Below are 18,033 nucleotides of genomic sequence, written 5' to 3'. Positions count from 1 at the left end.
TTTTCTGTTATTCGCCCTTATATTGAATTCAGTGCATGTTCCCTACAGAAATAAAATGCATCTGCTAGATCTTTTGATTTGGCATTTCTTTCAATCCATGCTAAGGTGGTTTCCCTTTCACTGCGAGGTATAAAAACCTTTATAATTTCCATTACAGACCTTGGGTTTTGCGCCAGCATTATTGAAAGAATATCAGGGTTGATTTCGCCTAATTTCTCTTCAATCAATCTGATATTCATCGCAATTTTGATAAGGCTATTTTTTGTTAAAAAATCCGGCCTTATTTCAATGCTTAATTTTTCAACATTTAAAAGCTCATAAACTTTCCAAAGTTTTGGCCTATGCCAAATTTGCTTTTCTAGCCAATTTTTGGGCTCCCGAAAAATCAGAATTGAGTTTCTCATTTTCCAATCCGTTACCTATCCATTTCGGATAATAGTACTGCTTCCAATTCTTTTAACAAGCTCACTTTTCTGGGTTGATAATTCCCACGGAAAATGCTGTGAGCTGACTTGGCCAATCCGTACAGTAAATAATTCTTCACCTTCTTCTGGGATTGCGACGATGTAGCCTATGAATTGTTGTGGGTCAGTCTTGATATAAACTAAATTGCCCAATGATATTTCGCTTGCTTCCATTTTTTTTGTTTTTAGTTGAATTTTTTGGAATGTTTTTCGGCTAAACTGTGATCATCTTATCACAAAAAAACCTGACTCCAATTTCTCGAAATCAGGCTCTCAAGGCTAGAATGTATTAGGCAAATAGCGAAACGGTATATTAAATTTTAACTTTTACCATGGGATATAGACCCCTCTTTCTCTTTGGTAATCTGTTATTTCAGAGAAGTCCATTTCTTGCTCCGAAAAATCCTTTTTTAATATGGTTACCTCACCCTTTACAACTGTAAATTCTTTTAGTGAGAAAAAATGGGGGAAATTTTTACCTGAGCCAATATGCAATAGATAATTGCCTTCATCTAATTCAAACCTATAAAAGTCAGCTTCCTTAGCCGCAACCCTATGCAAAGAATCTTGGCTAAAGAACCTGCCGATATTTTTTTCGAAATCATAGTTTGATAAATCATTCCATTTATCATTAATCGCAATAATAACACCTATTGGACCACCCTCTTTTGAAACTTTAACCTCAACACCTTGAGTAATTTCAGGCACCCCCTTTTCTGTAGGGTAAACATTTATTAAATCGGGATCCTCAACAGGACTGCAGCTAATCAAAATAGCCAATATAAAAAACAAATAATTTTTCATGATTTTGAATTTTTATCCTTCAATTTCCGATTATGGGTCTTAACAATATCATCTTTTACGATGTCGATTGCTTCTCTATTCTTCCAAGCCGGAACCTTCTTATCAGGCTTGTTGTCTGGAATTAATTTTACGATTTTGGCCATGGTTATGCAGCTGAATTTAGTCTGAAATCAATTTTATCCTGGATTTCGCCTTTCAATAATTTAGCCCTTGCACTCATGATTGATACCCAATCAAAAAGAAACTGATCATCGATAAAGATTGATTCACAAGCATAGATTTCTTGTAAAGCCTCTTCAATTTTATCAACTGCTTTTAGTGCCTGTAGCTTCATGTTTTCAGCTTCCTCAAGGTTTTCTATCTCCTCATCATACATCTCTTCAATTTCAGTCCAATCTGTGCAACCAAACAGATTATGAATCAGGATCTCTTGGTGAAGTCCATCCCTATCGCTTCCCTCAGAAAGAGATTTTAATTTGTGCTCTACAATTTCGTCATTAAAAGAATTACAAATTAATACTTCTATTTCTTTAGCAACGTCCTTTTGAATTTCAAACTCCATTCTTGCAAATGCTTTAGCCCTTGACCTCATTAGATCGAAATCCAATTCTTGAAATTTAAATTCCTTTTGAGCTTCACCATTAGATAAATACACACGTGTCACATAGTAAGGAGCTGATGGATCAATTCCATTCATACTTCTGGTTTTTACAATTTGATTTTCCATGATTATAGTTGTTAAGTAATAAAGATTTGTGTTTAGCATGAGCCAGATATAGGCTCCATATTGACTTTCTAGTCTCTCGATCTAATTCCCATTGATTATCAAGCAATGAACACATATCCATGGCTAAAATCTGATCATCAATAAATGTCCATTCATCTGGGCAATACGAATTGTATATCATGCTTAAATATGATATACAAAACACATAACAACAAATTATATTATAATTATTTTATGACTGTAAATAATATATTTTTAATGTCAATATAATTTTTATTTACAGCGCAAAGAGTAATATTTACAGTGTAAATAATAGTATTTACATAATTATTTAACAGAATATAAACAGATAATTTGCACCACTATTTGCACCATTGAAATAATTGAATATCCCTAATAGTCCTTCTAGAAACAATTTGATTGATTTTAAATAGATTGATATGGATTTGAACCTTTAATCAAGAGGTGTTTGCAAATTATTTGTTCTCTAAATTAATAAAGCATCATTTGGAATAAATGGAGATTGATTTTTAAGGAATCCATGACTATTGTTGAAATAGTATCATCCTTTTTTATAGTGTTTAATTTTTGGAAAAACTAATCCCATTCTGGCAATTCCCCCATATCTGGTAATCCACTATTTCCAGAAGCAACCCGAGTTATAACCTTGAACCCCTTTTTGGTTTCTCTAATTTTAATTTCTTCCTCATTAAGAAAATCAATTGAATCTTGAGTCAATCTTTTGTGCTGCTCTACTAGTTTATTGACTCTCATCAAATCTTTTTTGGCTCTTTTGGTAATTACTCCTTTATAAATATTTTTATAATAAGGTTTTTTCATGTCCTGAATAATCTTACCGACAAGCTCATCAATTTTGAATTGCTTAATAAACTGCCTAATTAATTTACTTTGAGCTTGATCCTGATATAATGCTCCAAGTGCCTCCCGTGAGACAAATCCATTAGGAGTGAAATAAAGCTTTCGGCATCTCTTTTTGGTTTCTGGGCATTCAAAGAAATACAAACTGTTTTTGCCCGTTCTTGGATCGTGTGAGATTAGGTTGGATTCTTTCTTTTGGATAGTGACCGTTTGTGTTTTATTTTCCTTTTTATCGTTGATCCAAGACAGGTTTGCAAAGCAATATATTTCACTTATTGAGCAATAACACCAAATTTTTCCCACTGGAATTTCCCCTATCCAGATAGTCAAGTCGACATTTGATATATTTTTTGGCTTCAAAACTCCAAATTCTCGAAGTTGTGAACATCGAATATGAGGCATATCCTCAATAATGGGCCGAAAACGTTTATAATTTGCCATAAACTAAACCTAAAACGGTAGTGAAAATTGTTAACAGAAGAACTTTTTATTTTGGAATCCAGCGCATTTAAAGCGCTGGATTTGAGAGAAATTCAACTTACGGCTTCCATCCAATTGGCCTTGACGGCAAGAAATTCTCCGGATGTGGATTCACTTCAGTAACTGGGAACGTAGGGTGAACCCCAAATAGAGCATTAAAGCCTTTCGGAACCATTCTTTTATGTTGATCTGCGAATAAGTAAAATTCGTTGTAAGCAAGTCTCAGTGCTTCCGCTCGCACCCACAACCCTTGATCAACTTCTGACTCTAATACAAGCTCAAAATGGCCCTTAATGGAATCAAAGTAGTTCTGATTCAATTCCAGCTTCAAACCATTCCAAGGCAAGTTTTCAATTTTCTTTAAATCGGATGGGTACCTTGTGACAGAATTGATCGATTCAACCCATTTTTGAAAATTATCGATAGCAAAATCCAATTTTGCCAGCTCCTTTAAAAGCGATTGCCTGTAAGTACTTTGCAAAGGTTTTGGCTGATTTGAAACAAAAGATTCAATGGATCCTTCTAATGGCCATCGGCCTTGCTCTACCAATGATTTCAGAAGGCGTTGATTCAATGGAGGCATTCCGGTTTCTTTTTCAAACGCCTCGTATTTTTCGGCAAAATCAGCTAGCAAACTATTCAGCCTGCTTAGGTGCTTGAGTGTATTTTCATGGTCCTTTTGGAAATACTTTACGATTACTTTTTCTTTCGTTTCCATATCATTATTTCATCATGTGAGCCACTACTTCTTTCACCACCTCTTTGTCCGGCTCTACTTTTAAGCCTTTGAATTCCTTTTTCCCTTTGGAATCTTCACCAGATGATCCCAAATCATCCAGGAATTCTAGAAATTCATCTTCAGTCGTGAAGCTCATCCTTTTGAACTGGCTCATGGCCATTTTTTTTAGGCTTTCGGGCTTACCTTTTAGGGTTTGCTCAATAAGTCTGGTCTGTAATTTTTCCATTTTCTGTTTTGTTATGGTTTAAGTTTATCTTATTGTTGATTTTATCAATCTGGATTCCTAGGCTTCTTTGGGGCCGGAATTGAGATGGGATTTTTGAGGCTGTAGGACAATACTTGACCGTTCGTCTGTTTTTCGGATTGAATAGTATCTTCCAATAGCTGTTTCCAATTCTCCCTATTCCAAGCACCTTCACAATACGGCTCTGGATGATCTGAAAGATCTCCAATCCAATTTTTCCAGGTATGCTTGAATCCATTAGATGTTTTTAGTTGTTTATAAGCTGTAAACTGTTCCGATAAATACTCCAACCCGTTTTCTTTTCTTGCCTGAAACTCTATGAACTTTCTAATTTTCATCCAATGGTTAGGCTGATTGACTTCTGAGATATTGAAGAAATCTGCAATTTTTATTGTGCCTAATTTTATTCGTTCTAAATCCTTTTCATCGAGCTTTAAACTGGAATCACCTATTAGCGATTTCCCAATTGATTTCCTTTCTAAAAAACTCAAAATAGAATCCATGTTATCTGTTATTGGTTGAATGTTATCTGTTAACTGTTTAATAACTCTTCCCTGTAGAGGTGCTAGTAGAGGTATCACTAGAGGTTCTGGTAGAGGTGTAGGTAGAGGTACACTAGAGGTGCATTTTTGCACCTCTAGTGGAACTAAGCTAAATAGTGGTGATGAATGCTCGTTTTTCCCTGGTTTATATTCTATCAAACCCCATTCAGCAAGCTCTTTGAGCACTTTATAATATGTGTGCTTAGAATTAATACCGGATCCTGTCATACCCGTGTCGTATGGACACTTGAACCACTCCACCCAGTTGCACCTGTTGTTCTGATTCCAAAGAAACATGTATAGACTTATATGATGCGATTTCACCCCTTTACCTTGGTTCTCAAATACCCAGGAATAGAATTGTTTGATTTGCTCGAACCCATTAATCCGCATAACATACCTCCTTCCCTATCTTGAATTCAAGCTCTAGCTGTACTGTAGATCTAAGAATGATTTCATTTTTAACGAGCTGAACCATGATCGCATGGTTTTTCATGAAATGAGGGCCGAAATCATCAAAGGGGTTAATTGCAATAGGACCTATGTCTTTTAGCCTTTGGGAAATAGTGGATATAACATCTAGTTCCCGTTGGTATTTGTATAGAAGTTCATCAAAATCCATTTCTTTGAGCATTTTCCGCTCAATTCGTATGCTCTCAAGATTCATCTTCGCCTCCTTTCCAATATTTAGGATCGGTGCTATATCTACCTGCTTTATGTTTGCTCACACTGCAGATTCCCTCACCCACCAGCTTAATAGAATTAGTTTTCAGCCAGTCCCCCACGAAATAGCAGATATTTGACCTCATTATTCCGGTGATAGCCTCCACCTCTAGCATTGTCCTAGGCGGTCCCCAAAAAGCTCTAAAAACTCTTTTTTCTTGAGCGAGAAAATAGGTATCTTTCGTGTATCTAATGTTTTGGAATGAGCTTGAGCACTCATTTGAGCCTTGCACCACCCGTGTAGGGCTTTTTCCTTTTTTGTCCATAACCGACAATGTTTTTGGTTGACATTTTCATTTAAATTTTGTCGTTAAAATTGTTGTCGTTATTACTATTTAAGGATTTCGAGTGGATTGCTTTCCGGCTCATCTTCCCCTCTTAGCCATCTTTGGAAATAATCTGTGTCCAGGTAAATCCTAGATCCTCTGTGCATACATTTTAGATTTCCAATAGAGATTTGAACACGTAGTGCATTTGGGGTTTTTCCTGATATTTCAGCGGCTTTTTTAAGTGGAATGGTTGGGGGCAAAGGTTCAGATTTTTGACCATTTGAACCTAAGGCCATTTGAATTCCTTTTGCTACAGAATTGGCAATTAGCTGTTCAACTTGAGCAGGGGACATGACAATAATTGGATTATCCATTTTGCCCTCCCATCTCTAATGCTTTCAGAACTTCAGCCCTATCAAAAATAATCAACCGATTATGCTGATAATATGGAATTTTACCGGAAGCTTTCAGCTTATGAGCCGTTGGCAATGAACATCCCAGCAGTTCTGCTAAAGCTTTCATGCCCTTAAGTGTGTTTCCTTTTTGTAAAGGTTTTTCAGAAGTTCGCATAAATAACGACCGTTAAATCTCAGGAAAATGCCCCTGTAAAATAGATTTTTGTGTCCCCTACCTACACGCTGTCAATGGCAATCCCAAGATGGCATTTCATCCAATTATTACCACATTGCCTATAGCAGGTTACTATACGTCTTTCCGTATTGTCGGTCGTTAACTTTATCGTTAAACCAAAGTAAAGTAATGTAAATCGTAATTACAAATTATTAAATAACGTAAAAATATTTTTTACCAAATTTTGTTTGTTATTTACAAACTTAATTAATGATTATTAAAACTTTTATTACTGATTATCAATTAGTTAATAAAAAAGCAACCCATTTTAAAAATTAATAAATCTTTATTGCGCTTTAGGTAACAAATTAGCCTCGTATTCCTGGGCCTCTGCTTTCTCAAAACTTCCCAAATACTCTTCAGTTGTCGCTATATTTGAATGGCCTAATTGTTTGCTTATGTATGCAATAGGGGCTGTTTTCATTAACCTAGTAGCATAACTGTGCCTTGCCGAATAGCTCGAGATCCCAAATTCAAACCCGAGCTTCTCACTAATATTTTTCAGATAAGTATTTACCTTATTCACGGCCATCTTTAGCAATTGATGTTCTCTTTCCGGTGAAAGTCCCGGCTCAATGATATTGAATACATGATCATTGCCTCCAAGCTTTCGGCCTCCATGCCTTCCAATAATCTCCCAATGTTCCGGCTTGAGATATATTGTAATTTCTATAGATTTTTTGGATCTGGTTTTGGTTTTTCTTCGGGTGAAAGTGAATGATTCCTTGCCCTTAAAATCACTCCACTTAAGACTAAACACATCGCCCAAATTTATACCACTGGATAAGAAAGAGAAAATCCAAAAATCCTTTGCGAACTGTTCTTGATCAGTTTTTGGCTCATAATTCAAAAAAGCAATCAGTTGATCTTGTGTCAATGCTCTTTTAGTGTTTTTCGGGGTTGGTGCCGAATACTTTCCTTCCTTTACCTTTCCAAAAGGATATTTCCGGGCATCAAAGATTTTCATTTGAATAGCTTGGTTAATTGCTGCTCTAATCCTTGTTATTTGAATGTAAATAGTGGTTGAACTTATCCCCCTGCTATTATACCACGCTTCCAATCCTTCTAGCCACTTCGGAGTAATATCAGTCATTTGCAATTGAAGGGGCTTTCCTTTTTCTTTCAAATACAGCTTCAAGCTTGAAAGTGTATCCTTATCAATACTGGCGGTCCCAACTTTACCATTGGTTTGATTTTCGGTTATGCGTTCCTGAAGTGCCTTAAGCAAATCATTTGAATTTCCTTTTCCAGTAAAACGAACAGCAAATGCTTCAAAACTGAAAACGTCTAAGTCCTGGGCAATCTCTTTGGCTTTTTCCAAAAGGGCATCCATTTTTGATTTTGCCTTTTCTTGACTTTCAGTAAGCCGGTTACCCTTCATTATTTTCAAGTACTCCTTTTCAGTGAACTTGTATTGCAAAGGATAATATCTGGTCGTTCGGCGATGTGTTGCCCGGACTTTCACTGTAAAAGTCCCGTCCTTTCTAGTTTTACGGGTATCAAGGTAAAGGTTAAATGTAGCCATGTTTGCTATTATTTGGAACAAACAAAGTACAAACTCAAAACGATAAAGGCAAATATTTAATACACAAGAACAAACATTGGAACAAACAAAAAAAGCCCTTTAAAGGCTTACAAATGATTTTTTAATGTTAAAAAATAGTATTCGTACTATTCTGTGTATAGTCATATCGGGGTCAAATAAAAGGCGTGGATTTTAGTCCACGCCTCAAAGATAAGTGATTTGATCGATTGATTAAATATTAGAAACCTCCACGGTAAGTATATGTCTTGGCTACTTTGTCAATCGCAACGATGTAAGCAGCGATTCTCATCGGCACATCGTACTTCTGAGAAGCCTGATACACATGATCAAACGCATCTTTCATGATTCGATCAGATCTTCTGTTGACACGATCCGCAGTCCATTTATAACCCAATCTATTTTGTACCCATTCGAAGTAAGAAACAGTAACTCCACCTGCATTTGCTAAAATATCTGGCACAGCCATAATTCCTTTTTCATTGATGATGGCATCAGCTTTTGCTGAAGTAGGACCATTAGCGCCCTCCACGATCAATTTTGCCTTGATTTTATCCACATTGTGAATGGTAATCACATCTTCAACAGCTGCAGGCACCAAAACATCCACCTCCAAAATCAATAATTCCGCAGGATCGGATAATTTTTCGGCTCCTTTGAATCCTTCTAAAGTTCCGTTATTAGAATCTCTATAGGCTACTGCTTCCTGAATATTGATTCCATTACTATTGTAATAAGCTCCTGAAATGTCAGAAACAGAAACAATTTTCAAACCTCTTTCTTCGAGCAAAAGCGCCGCCCATGAACCCACGTTTCCAAATCCCTGCACTGCACAAGTTGCTTGGAATGGGTTGATTTTTAATTTTTGCATGGCTGCCAAAGCAGAAACCATTACACCACGTCCTGTAGCTTCTGTTCTACCCAGCGAACCTCCCAAAACCAATGGCTTACCGGTTACCACAGCATTTACGGTCATACCCTGAGCTTTAGAATACTCATCCATCAACCAAGCCATTTCACGTGGTCCAGTTCCCATATCAGGAGCAGGAATATCCTTGTCCGGCCCAAAAACGTCAATCATAGCCAAGGTATAGGCACGAACCAAACGTTCGATCTCACCTTTAGACATTTCTCTAGGGTTACATCGTACCCCACCTTTACCACCACCATAAGGGATGTCCACAACGGCGCACTTCCATGTCATCCAGGCAGCAAGAGCTTTTACCTCATCCAGATGAACATCAGGTGCAAATCTAATCCCGCCTTTAGCGGGACCTAAAATGTTTGAGTGAATTACTCTGATTCCTTCGAAAACCTGAATTTTTCCATTATCCATGGTAATCGGTAAGGAAACGATAACTTGTTTTGCGGGATTTTTTAAGACGCTGTAAACTTCATCAGAAAGACCAAGCTTCTCGGCGGCGATGTTAAATCTCTCCATCATTGACTCCAATGGATTTTCTTTATCCATTATCGGAGCAGGTTCGATATAAGCCATATTGGGTTTTTATTTAGAATATCAAATTCGACGCAAAATTAAGTAGATTTTCAGGATACGAGCCTAGAAATTAGAATATTTTCAAAAACGCCGTGATAAAAGGCGCTGATAATAACAATCCGTCAAATCGGTCCATAAATCCACCGTGTCCAGGCAAAATCTGTCCACTGTCTTTGATCTCGATAGATCTCTTGAATAAGGATTCAATCAAGTCTCCGTAGGTACCAGCCACAATGATGATTCCTGCGATGACAAGCCATTTCCAGTCTTCGATTACATGAAAATACCTTGCCAAAACAAAAGCTACAGCAATTGCAGAAAATGCACCTCCGAGAAAACCTTCCCAGGATTTCTTCGGGGACACTCGCTCAAATAACTTAGTTTTCCCAAACTTTGTTCCTGCAAAATAGGCCCCCGTATCACTTGCCCAGAGAATCAGCAAGCAGCCAATCAAAATCTCAAAATGGTAGACTTGGTCTACAGAAAAAACTGCAAGATTTAATAAGGAGAAAGGAACAGCCACATAGAAAATCCCTAAATAGGTAAATGCAACTCCGGTAAATGGTTTTTTATCGGTCTTTCTATAGAGCTTAATAAAGAAGGTCAGGGAAACTAAAGGGAACATCAGATAGAGGTATTCATTTCTGAACTGCTCTTTCTCAATTAAAAAAGTGAGGGTGAAAATCATCAAGCCCAAAAAAGTCCCGAAGCTTTTCAAAGGAAGCATACCATCCAGACCGGACAGTTTGTAAAACTCCATTTGGGAGAATCCTAAAATCACCGCGAAAATGATGAAATATGTCCAGTCTGAGTAAATACTCCCTCCTACCACGACGATTGCTCCAAAAAATGCAGTGATTGCTCTTTGCCCTAGATTACTGTAATTATTGATATTAAAACGTGATCTCATTCTGGATTAAATTGGTAGCTAGCAGTACATCTTCTTTTGGAACCATCACTTGATAGGTACCAAAGACATGGTAAACCGTTTCTTTTTTGCTTAAAACCACTGCGTTAATTTCATTTTCTTCTAGGACACCTTTCACAATCTCCGCTCTGATCTGTTGATCGGTTTCAAAAACTTTAATCCAATTGTCCATCCTTAGGTATTTTCATTTTCTTAAGGTAATAGATTCCTACAAGAAGAACCAATAAACCTAATAAGGAGGCTGTATAAGACACATCATCTGTTGATTCCAAATCAAAATCTATCAATCCCTGATTGGACATATAAACCATGATCACGGTAAAGCTATTATTGAAAATATGTGCTAGAATCGGATAAATGAGACTTCCTGTAAACAAATACATGTATCCGAAAATGGCACCTAAAAACACCCGAGGTAAAAATCCATAAAATTGAAGGTGTATCGCAGAAAATATAATTGCTGTCACCCAGACTCCCCAATGCCCTGATTTTAGGTATTTATGCATTTTGGCTTGGACAAGGCCTCTAAAAAACATTTCCTCACCTATTCCAGCAAGTACTCCGATCACTAGGATACCCATAATCAATTCCGGGATAGTCTGAAAGTCTGTCAGAAACTTGGTCAATTGCATTAATTGATCTTCTGTGGCTTTCATCCAAGCTTCTATTTCAGACATCGACTCAGGAAGCGCAAGATTGGAATTCAAATAAACGAGCAAAGAATTAAAAAACATCCCGCCAACAGTAACTCCTAGAACGATCAAAAGCGCTTTCCACTGGAATCTGGAAATCTGAACATCCCAATGCAAATCAGCTTTTTCAATATATCTGGTGATAATCCAAGCCGCAACCCAAAATCCGATTCCAGAACCAATTCCTTGAACAAACAGCATTGCCATCCTTCCATTCGGCACGTCAAAATTGCCTCCGATCAGTCCCAAAAGGTCCTCCACTGGGATATTAAACAATACTGGCACAAAGGCTAACGCAATTCCCTGTAATAAAACTAATACTCCAAAAGCAACTAAAACAATGACTATCAGGGACAAAAGCCAACTTTTCCTTTCTGCTATTTCAGAGTGTGTTTCGTAAATCTCCATATTTGAGGTAAATTTACGCGCAAATTTATAATACAGAAGTGGTTAAGATAGGAAAGTTGGAATTAGGAGAGTTCCCATTACTCTTAGCACCGATGGAAGACGTGAGTGATCCGCCTTTCAGAGCAGTGTGCAAGCAGAATGGAGCGGATCTCATGTACACAGAATTTATCAGCTCAGAGGGTCTCATCAGAGATGCGGCAAAAAGCGTTCAAAAGCTGGATATCTACGATTACGAAAAGCCAATCGGCATACAGATTTTCGGAAATGACATAGAATCAATGAGAGAAGCTGCTGCCATTGCTGCCGAGGCTGGACCAGATATTTTAGATATCAATTATGGATGTCCTGTCAATAAAGTTGCCTGCAAAGGTGCCGGAGCAGGTATTCTCTTAGATATTGATAAAATGGTTTCCATGACTGCAGAAATTGTGAAAGCAGTCAATATTCCTGTCACCGTCAAGACTCGTCTAGGATGGGATAATGACACGATCCGAATTGTGGAAGTAGCAGAAAGACTTCAGGATGTAGGAATTCAGGCTATCAGCATCCATGCACGTACTAGAAAGCAAATGTATAAGGGCGAAGCAGACTGGAGCTATCTGAATTTAGTAAAAGATAATCCTCGACTTCATATTCCGGTTTTTGGCAATGGTGACATAGACTCGCCTGAGAAAGCCCTGGAATACAAAAATAAATACAATGTAGACGGTATGATGATCGGAAGAGCATCAATTGGCTACCCTTGGATTTTCAATGAAATCAAGCATTTCTTAAATACAGGGACCAAATTAGAAGCTCCTGATTTGGCAGAAAGAATTGCCGTTACCAAAAAACACCTGGACTTCTCTGTAGAATGGAAAGGTGAAAAACAGGGTATTCTGGAAATGAGAAGGCATTACACTAATTACTTCAGAGGAATGCCAAACTTCAAACCATTCCGAACTGAAATGGTCACGGCTGATAGCTACGAGCATGTCTGCCAGCTGCTCGATCAAGTCGCAGACGTTTATGCAGATTACGTCTTCTAAGAAAAATAAAAGGCCCTGAAAAAATATTTTTTCAGGGCCTCATTTTTTTGGAACAAATTTTATTTGGTTTTGCTTCCTTTGTAAAAGCTGCAAAAAGCATCACACTACATGAAAACTACCACCGAAAACGAGACCCTGAAAAACTGGGGAATGCTAATATTATTGGCTCTGGTTTGGGGAAGCTCATTTATTTTAATCAAAAGAGGTCTGGAAGTTTTCTCGCCTGGTGAAGTTGGTGCTTACAGAATCGTTGCAGCGGCAAGTTTTCTTTTGCCTTTATCTCTCCCAAGACTAAAAAACCTCAATAAACATCAGATTTTTTATTTGGTGATCGTCGGTTTAGTAGGAAGTTTTATTCCCGCGTTCCTTTTTGCAAAAGCACAAACCCAGCTGAGTAGTTCTTTGACTGGGGTTTTAAATGCTCTGACCCCATTGGCTGTAGTGATGATTGGTGCATTGTTTTTTGGTTCAAAAATCACCAAAAGGAATGGAATCGGCCTGGCCATTGCATTTATCGGAGTGTTTATTTTGGTAGTAGTCAAAGAAGGATCCGGTTTAGAAGCTTTCTCAGGAATCAACGTCTACGCTTTATTTGTGATCTTGGCCTGTATATGCTACGGTTTCAATTTGAATATCATCAAATACAAATTCGTAACCCTCAAACCCATCCAAATCACGGCCATTTCATTGTTGATGGTATTGCCGGCGGCATTGATATTCCTCCTTGTTGGCACGGACTTTTCTTATAAAGTCGCTAATGTCCCTGGAGCATTAAAAGCATTAGGCTATGTGACGCTCTTAGGGGTGATGGGAACTGCCTTGGCTTTGATTCTTTTCAATGTGATGGTCAAAAGAGTGACTCCGGTTTTTGCCAGTTCGGTAACTTATTTGATACCTATCGTGGCAATCATGTGGGGAGTTTTGGATGGTGAAGTCCTTCTTTGGGGACATTACCTCGGAATTGTCGCCGTCATTTTAGGAGTGTGGTATGGGAATAGAAAATAGTCTCAACTTTTTAGGTCAAAAAATTACTCACCTTTCATCCTTTCTCGCCATGCGAAAGCAAGTTTTGGCAATTGTTGATAGCTATTGATTCCGGCCTTAACTCCTTGGGTTTTCAAAAACACATCATTGGTCTTTCTGCTGAGTTCCAAAGAAAAGGCTTTAATCGCCTCACTAGCTTTGCGAAGCGAAATCATATCATTTCGAATCCCTCGATCAAGTGTTTTTACCCATTCCTTGTATTCTTCAGGAGCCATTCTAAAGAAATCCGAAATCTGGTAATTCAATAGCCTCAATTGGCCGGAATAGCGCAAAAGTGCATCATCCGAATTGGTACAAATCACCCAAGCGATAAAATTGGCTTCTCCCTCATCTGTCACGCCATAACTATGCGCCATCTCATGCGCCACGGTAAAAGGCTGTTCCAGAGGATGAAGTGTAGGATCAATGTAACTTTCGCCTGTGAATGGAAAATAGATACCGAGAATGCCCATCTTTCTCATAAAACCCGGAGGTGGAAAAAGCTTGGTTCTTGGTCTTCCTGTAAAATTGAGTCCCATCATATCCAGATTATCGGCGATATTGGCTCGCACGAGTTTCTCCAATTCAGGATAAGGCAATATCTCCTCAATAGCAGCAGTATCCTGCGTAATCGCACTTCGGTATTGCACAGCCAGTCGAAGCGTGATCTGAACTTCATTTTTCAACTGTTCCAGATTCATAGATTTTGGCTGAAGGCCAAGCTGCTCTACAATGGGTGTGCGCTGATAATTAAAACCCCAAAGCACCAAAAAGAAGAAGATCAATGCTCCTAGCCCATTTGCCAAAGCACGAATGGAATACAGAGATTTTGATTTCCATCCCCTCTTTTTGCGAAGCTTAAAAAAATAAAGTCCAAGGATCAAAGCCACGGAGATCATAAACAAATAAACGCTGGGAAAAGGCAATCTTCCCAGCGTTATATCTATGACATTCCGTATGACCGGAAAGAATTTTCGAGAATAAATTTCATCTGTAGCCTCAGGGTTAAGAACTGCCAAATAGCGAATTCCCAATGCCAATACACCTAGAATCGCCCAAGACCAGTCTCTCTTCCCCATGAATTTGCAATCTTAAATCCCCTCTGCCTGTACTTCCTTCACTTCAGGAAGCATTCTAGTCAGAAGGTTTTGGATTCCAGCTTTCAAAGTAACAGTACTGGAAGGACATCCAGAACAAGAACCTTGTAGTAATACTTTCACAATGCCGTCATGGAATGAATGAAAGACAATTGCTCCTCCATCTTGCTCCACCGCAGGGCGAATGTACTCGTCGAGAATCCCTTTTATTTTTTTCACCACTTCTGAATCATTTTCATCAAAAAGCGGATCCTTATCGAAACTTGCATTTACCACTGGTTTTCCTGACTCCAAATAGCCTTTGATATGATCTCTGAAGACATTTTGCACTTCAGACCATTCTACATCTTCTGCTTTGGTAACTGTCACAAAATTTGAGGCAACAAACACACGTTTTACTGCCGCAAAATTAAATAGTTCTTGTGCCAAAGGGCTATTTTCTGCACTTGCCGCATCCGGATAATCAAAGCTCACGCCTTCTTCCGCCAACATAAAGTTCGCTACAAATTTCAGTGAGTTAGGATTAGGATTTGCCTCCATGTAGAGGTGAACGGGTCTCGCTTGTGCTTTTAGCATGGTCGTCTCTTTTTTAGTTTAGAAAACCGAATTCTTTGGATTAAGTTCCGGCGGCTGCAAATTTCTAAAAGAAATCTACTATTTCATAGGATGACCTGTAGCGGCATACCAAATACCACCATACAAGTGCTTCAAGAACACATCATCTTCCCAAGCAGAATCCACATGCCCTAAAGCTGTGTAGAAAACTCTTCCACCCTCAAATTCATGATACCAGGCCATCGGATGATTATCGCCATTTCCTTTAGCAACTTTATAAGTACTTTCGTCAGCTTTGATCAAAACATTCAAGTCTGGGTTGATGTCTTTGTATTCGTAAAGTTCGTCTGTCCACATCCAGTTTTTTGGAAGATGCCAAGTAGACGGATGGTCCTGATCCACTACCTCTAAACGAAGTGTTTGCTGAGCTGGGTGTGCAAGGAAATATCCTCCCATCATTTTGTTGTACCATGGCCAGTCATATTCAGAATCTGCCGCTGCATGAACTCCAACTACACCTTTACCGCTTTGCACAAACTTCTGCAAGGAAGCACGGGTAGTTTCGTCAAAAATAGTCCCTGTAGTACTGATCAAAATTAGTACGTCGTATTTCATCAGGCTCTCTTCAGACAATACTCTTGGATCTTCTGAAGTGTACACACTAAACACCTGTTTTTCTCCCATTTTCTTCATTGCAGTCACTGCATTTGGAATAGACTGGTGTCTAAAGCCAGCAGTTTTAGTAAACACGAGAGCTTTAAATTGCTGAGCATCTGCCATAATTGCCACTGAGCAAATCAGGCCAAGGGTAAGTAAAAGTTTTCTTAGGTTCATTTGGTTTTAGATTTGAGTTTTATGTTAAAGAAATATTATTCAATGATTTTAAACAGCTCCCCTGCCTGCTTTCTGGAATAAGCATTAAAATGCCACCACTCTGACCCTATCCCAGTAAATCCATTGGAAGTCATGACTTTTCTTAATAGGTCACGATTTGCAATTTGATCTGAGGTTAACTTCCCTTCATTCAGCATCTGCTCCTCACGATCCGGGTAGGCCTGATATCCAAAGAAATCATAACCTGTACCCATATCAAGCGGCTCAGAAGTAGCATTATTAAATATGGTCAAGTCTACCGCAACACCAAAATTATGCAAGCTTCCGACTTTGGGATCAGCAACATATAAGGGTTTCAAACTATCTGGTTTTTCTAAATTGTCCCAAAGTATCTGCTGAACACTCAATGGTCTCGCACCGTCGTAAATCAACAATGTGTAATCTGGAAACTCATTTTGAAGCATTTCTTGGGCGGATTTTAAACTATCTGCCACGACTGGTTGAAGATATGCATGGATCAATTCCCCATATACATCTTTTCCAAAGAAATTATCTTCTGTAGAATACTTCAACTCAACACGAATATCAGGCACGACTTCTTCCACATTCACCAAACCTTGAGAAATCAATCGCTTTTCCAATAAAGGAATTTCGGATGAAGAAATGGTGGGCTTTGAAGGAGCCAATTGATCGGCGATTTCCCTCTCCAATTCAGATTCTATGGCCCCAACCTCTTTTTGTGAGCAAGAGAAGCCAATGGCCAAACCAAGACAAATCGATAAAATTGATTTTGAGTTTATCATTTCACTTTATTCACAATTGTGGCTGAGGCTTGAGCAGTCGGTAAGACAACTACATCAGCAATAGTCACATGGGAAGGTCTAGTTACCGCAAATTCCACGATATCCGCAATATCCTCTGCCAGTAATGGTTCAAATCCCTGATAAACTGACTCTGAGCGTTTTTCATCTCCTTTAAATCGAACCAGGGAGAACTCCGTCTCCACCAAACCGGGGTGAATTGCAACTACCCTTAATCCAAATGGATTCAAGTCAATACGCATACCTTTAGTGATGGCATCCACGGCGTGTTTCGAGCCGCAGTACACATTCCCGTTTGGATATACTTCTTTTCCTGCGATGGAACCAATGTTGATGATCATCCCAGATTTTCTTTCGGTCATCCCGGGTATGATGGCTTTGGAGACATAAAGCAATCCCTTCACATTGATATCCATCATGGCATCCCAGTCATCCAAACTTCCTGTCTGTATGGGATCCATTCCATGAGCATTACCGGCATTATTAATCAATACATCGATGGCTTTCCATTCTTCAGGCAAGGCTCCTAAAATCTCCAGAACTTTCTCTCGATCCCTAACATCAAACACTAAAGGGAGGTAATCCACCTCAGCGGGAAGGTCTGAAGCTAATTCCTTTAACCGATCAGCTCTTCTTCCAGTAGCAATGATACTATATCCTAATTTAGCCAAAGTGATGGCACAGGCTTTCCCTATTCCTGAAGTTGCACCTGTGACCAAAGCAATTTTATTTTTCATGCTGAAAGATAAAAAGAATATGATTGTACTAAAAAATGAAAGCATTAAGAACGCAAGACTTAATAGCCATTTAAAAAAAAAAATAAACCATTCATCTAATTGCTTGAATTTATTAATTAACCTAAATACATATTAAACCTATGTTTTACTTTTAAAAATTAACTATTATGTTTAAAAATCGATTTAAATTGTTTCTAGCTAGTTTTGTCTTTGCACTGACACTCATGGGTGGAGTCACCAGCTTAAATGCCCAATCAGATGTTTGGTGCAAATGGGATGAGAATTTACAATCGTGCTGGTCCATAGCTGATGATGGGTATTGCGCAGTCTCTTTTCCACATTGCGATGTGCCTGTAGTAGAATAATAA

26 protein-coding genes are annotated in these 18,033 nt (G+C 38.5%); 3 read left to right on the top strand and 23 right to left on the bottom strand.

Going from position 1 to position 18,033, the window contains the following annotated elements; all coding sequences use genetic code 11:
• Window positions 1-17: 17 nt before the first annotated feature.
• From FHS59_RS13555 to FHS59_RS13470, 18 genes are all read right to left on the bottom strand, one after another.
• Entirely contained in the window at window positions 18-239 is a 222-nt protein-coding gene (locus FHS59_RS13555; RefSeq protein WP_184495779.1) for a hypothetical protein, read from the bottom strand.
• 180 nt (window positions 240-419) lie between these two features.
• Window positions 420-638, bottom strand: coding sequence for a hypothetical protein (locus tag FHS59_RS13550; RefSeq protein WP_184495777.1), 219 nt, complete (start codon window positions 636-638; stop codon window positions 420-422).
• Window positions 639-791: 153 nt separating this feature from the next.
• Entirely contained in the window at window positions 792-1,268 is a 477-nt protein-coding gene (locus tag FHS59_RS13545; RefSeq protein WP_184495775.1) for a hypothetical protein, read from the bottom strand.
• Window positions 1,265-1,411, bottom strand: a complete 147-nt coding sequence (locus FHS59_RS13540) for a hypothetical protein (RefSeq protein WP_184495773.1) — start codon at window positions 1,409-1,411, stop codon at window positions 1,265-1,267. Before FHS59_RS13540 ends, FHS59_RS13545 begins: the two co-directional genes overlap by 4 nt.
• A gap of 2 nt (window positions 1,412-1,413) precedes the next feature.
• Complete coding sequence (locus FHS59_RS13535) at window positions 1,414-1,995, bottom strand: hypothetical protein (RefSeq protein WP_184495771.1); 582 nt, start codon at window positions 1,993-1,995, stop codon at window positions 1,414-1,416.
• 597 nt (window positions 1,996-2,592) lie between these two features.
• Window positions 2,593-3,315 carry a hypothetical protein gene (locus FHS59_RS13530; RefSeq protein ID WP_184495769.1) on the bottom strand — a complete coding sequence of 241 codons (723 nt, stop codon included), beginning with the start codon at window positions 3,313-3,315 and terminating at the stop codon, window positions 2,593-2,595.
• 97 nt (window positions 3,316-3,412) lie between these two features.
• Entirely contained in the window at window positions 3,413-4,072 is a 660-nt protein-coding gene (locus FHS59_RS13525; protein ID WP_184495767.1) for a hypothetical protein, read from the bottom strand.
• A gap of 4 nt (window positions 4,073-4,076) precedes the next feature.
• A complete protein-coding gene (locus FHS59_RS13520) occupies window positions 4,077-4,319 on the bottom strand; it encodes a hypothetical protein (RefSeq protein ID WP_184495765.1) in 243 nt (80 codons plus the stop codon).
• A gap of 44 nt (window positions 4,320-4,363) precedes the next feature.
• Entirely contained in the window at window positions 4,364-5,107 is a 744-nt protein-coding gene (locus FHS59_RS13515) for a hypothetical protein (RefSeq protein ID WP_184495763.1), read from the bottom strand.
• Window positions 5,108-5,261: 154 nt separating this feature from the next.
• A complete protein-coding gene (locus tag FHS59_RS13510) occupies window positions 5,262-5,513 on the bottom strand; it encodes a hypothetical protein (RefSeq protein WP_184495761.1) in 252 nt (83 codons plus the stop codon).
• 22 nt (window positions 5,514-5,535) lie between these two features.
• Window positions 5,536-5,868, bottom strand: a complete 333-nt coding sequence (locus FHS59_RS13505; RefSeq protein WP_184495759.1) for a hypothetical protein — start codon at window positions 5,866-5,868, stop codon at window positions 5,536-5,538.
• 65 nt (window positions 5,869-5,933) lie between these two features.
• Complete coding sequence (locus FHS59_RS13500) at window positions 5,934-6,245, bottom strand: hypothetical protein (RefSeq protein ID WP_184495757.1); 312 nt, start codon at window positions 6,243-6,245, stop codon at window positions 5,934-5,936.
• A complete protein-coding gene (locus FHS59_RS13495) occupies window positions 6,238-6,441 on the bottom strand; it encodes a DUF3853 family protein (RefSeq protein WP_184495755.1) in 204 nt (67 codons plus the stop codon). The genes FHS59_RS13500 and FHS59_RS13495 overlap by 8 nt, the downstream gene beginning before the upstream one ends.
• A gap of 346 nt (window positions 6,442-6,787) precedes the next feature.
• Window positions 6,788-8,026: a tyrosine-type recombinase/integrase gene (locus FHS59_RS13490; protein ID WP_184495753.1), complete on the bottom strand. Its 1,239-nt coding sequence runs from the start codon at window positions 8,024-8,026 to the stop codon at window positions 6,788-6,790.
• Window positions 8,027-8,264: 238 nt separating this feature from the next.
• Window positions 8,265-9,542, bottom strand: coding sequence for a Glu/Leu/Phe/Val family dehydrogenase (locus FHS59_RS13485; protein ID WP_184495751.1), 1,278 nt, complete (start codon window positions 9,540-9,542; stop codon window positions 8,265-8,267).
• 70 nt (window positions 9,543-9,612) lie between these two features.
• Window positions 9,613-10,452, bottom strand: a complete 840-nt coding sequence (locus FHS59_RS13480) for a phosphatidate cytidylyltransferase (RefSeq protein WP_184495749.1) — start codon at window positions 10,450-10,452, stop codon at window positions 9,613-9,615.
• Window positions 10,436-10,642: a putative signal transducing protein gene (locus FHS59_RS13475; protein ID WP_184495747.1), complete on the bottom strand. Its 207-nt coding sequence runs from the start codon at window positions 10,640-10,642 to the stop codon at window positions 10,436-10,438. Before FHS59_RS13475 ends, FHS59_RS13480 begins: the two co-directional genes overlap by 17 nt.
• Window positions 10,626-11,570: a CPBP family intramembrane glutamic endopeptidase gene (locus FHS59_RS13470; RefSeq protein ID WP_184495745.1), complete on the bottom strand. Its 945-nt coding sequence runs from the start codon at window positions 11,568-11,570 to the stop codon at window positions 10,626-10,628. Before FHS59_RS13470 ends, FHS59_RS13475 begins: the two co-directional genes overlap by 17 nt.
• A 38-nt stretch (window positions 11,571-11,608) precedes the next feature.
• On the opposite strand from FHS59_RS13470, the gene dusB reads away from it, so the two are divergent.
• Both dusB and FHS59_RS13460 read left to right on the top strand, forming a co-directional pair.
• Complete coding sequence (gene dusB / locus FHS59_RS13465; protein WP_184495743.1) at window positions 11,609-12,598, top strand: tRNA dihydrouridine synthase DusB; 990 nt, start codon at window positions 11,609-11,611, stop codon at window positions 12,596-12,598.
• Window positions 12,599-12,706: 108 nt separating this feature from the next.
• Window positions 12,707-13,603, top strand: coding sequence for a DMT family transporter (locus tag FHS59_RS13460; RefSeq protein ID WP_184495741.1), 897 nt, complete (start codon window positions 12,707-12,709; stop codon window positions 13,601-13,603).
• A 23-nt stretch (window positions 13,604-13,626) separates the two neighbouring features.
• Here FHS59_RS13460 and FHS59_RS13455 read toward each other — a convergent pair whose 3' ends face one another.
• From FHS59_RS13455 to FHS59_RS13435, 5 genes are all read right to left on the bottom strand, one after another.
• Window positions 13,627-14,700 (bottom strand): DUF3810 domain-containing protein, encoded by a 1,074-nt coding sequence (locus tag FHS59_RS13455; RefSeq protein WP_184495739.1) that lies wholly within the window; start codon window positions 14,698-14,700, stop codon window positions 13,627-13,629.
• A gap of 12 nt (window positions 14,701-14,712) precedes the next feature.
• Complete coding sequence (locus FHS59_RS13450; protein ID WP_184495737.1) at window positions 14,713-15,294, bottom strand: NifU family protein; 582 nt, start codon at window positions 15,292-15,294, stop codon at window positions 14,713-14,715.
• A 78-nt stretch (window positions 15,295-15,372) separates the two neighbouring features.
• Window positions 15,373-16,107, bottom strand: coding sequence for a ThuA domain-containing protein (locus tag FHS59_RS13445; protein ID WP_184495735.1), 735 nt, complete (start codon window positions 16,105-16,107; stop codon window positions 15,373-15,375).
• A 35-nt stretch (window positions 16,108-16,142) separates the two neighbouring features.
• Entirely contained in the window at window positions 16,143-16,910 is a 768-nt protein-coding gene (locus FHS59_RS13440; protein WP_184495733.1) for a M15 family metallopeptidase, read from the bottom strand.
• Window positions 16,907-17,665 carry an SDR family NAD(P)-dependent oxidoreductase gene (locus FHS59_RS13435; protein ID WP_184495731.1) on the bottom strand — a complete coding sequence of 253 codons (759 nt, stop codon included), beginning with the start codon at window positions 17,663-17,665 and terminating at the stop codon, window positions 16,907-16,909. Before FHS59_RS13435 ends, FHS59_RS13440 begins: the two co-directional genes overlap by 4 nt.
• Before the next feature lie 167 nt (window positions 17,666-17,832).
• Here FHS59_RS13435 and FHS59_RS13430 point away from each other — a divergent pair, with 167 nt between their 5' ends.
• Window positions 17,833-18,030, top strand: a complete 198-nt coding sequence (locus tag FHS59_RS13430) for a hypothetical protein (protein WP_184495729.1) — start codon at window positions 17,833-17,835, stop codon at window positions 18,028-18,030.
• Window positions 18,031-18,033: the final 3 nt, after the last annotated feature.

The sequence above is a fragment of the Algoriphagus iocasae genome, assembly GCF_014206875.1.
Lineage (GTDB): Bacteria > Bacteroidota > Bacteroidia > Cytophagales > Cyclobacteriaceae > Algoriphagus > Algoriphagus iocasae.
The sequence above is the reverse complement of the archived record's forward strand: the minus strand, read 5'-3'. Positions and strand labels throughout refer to the sequence as shown.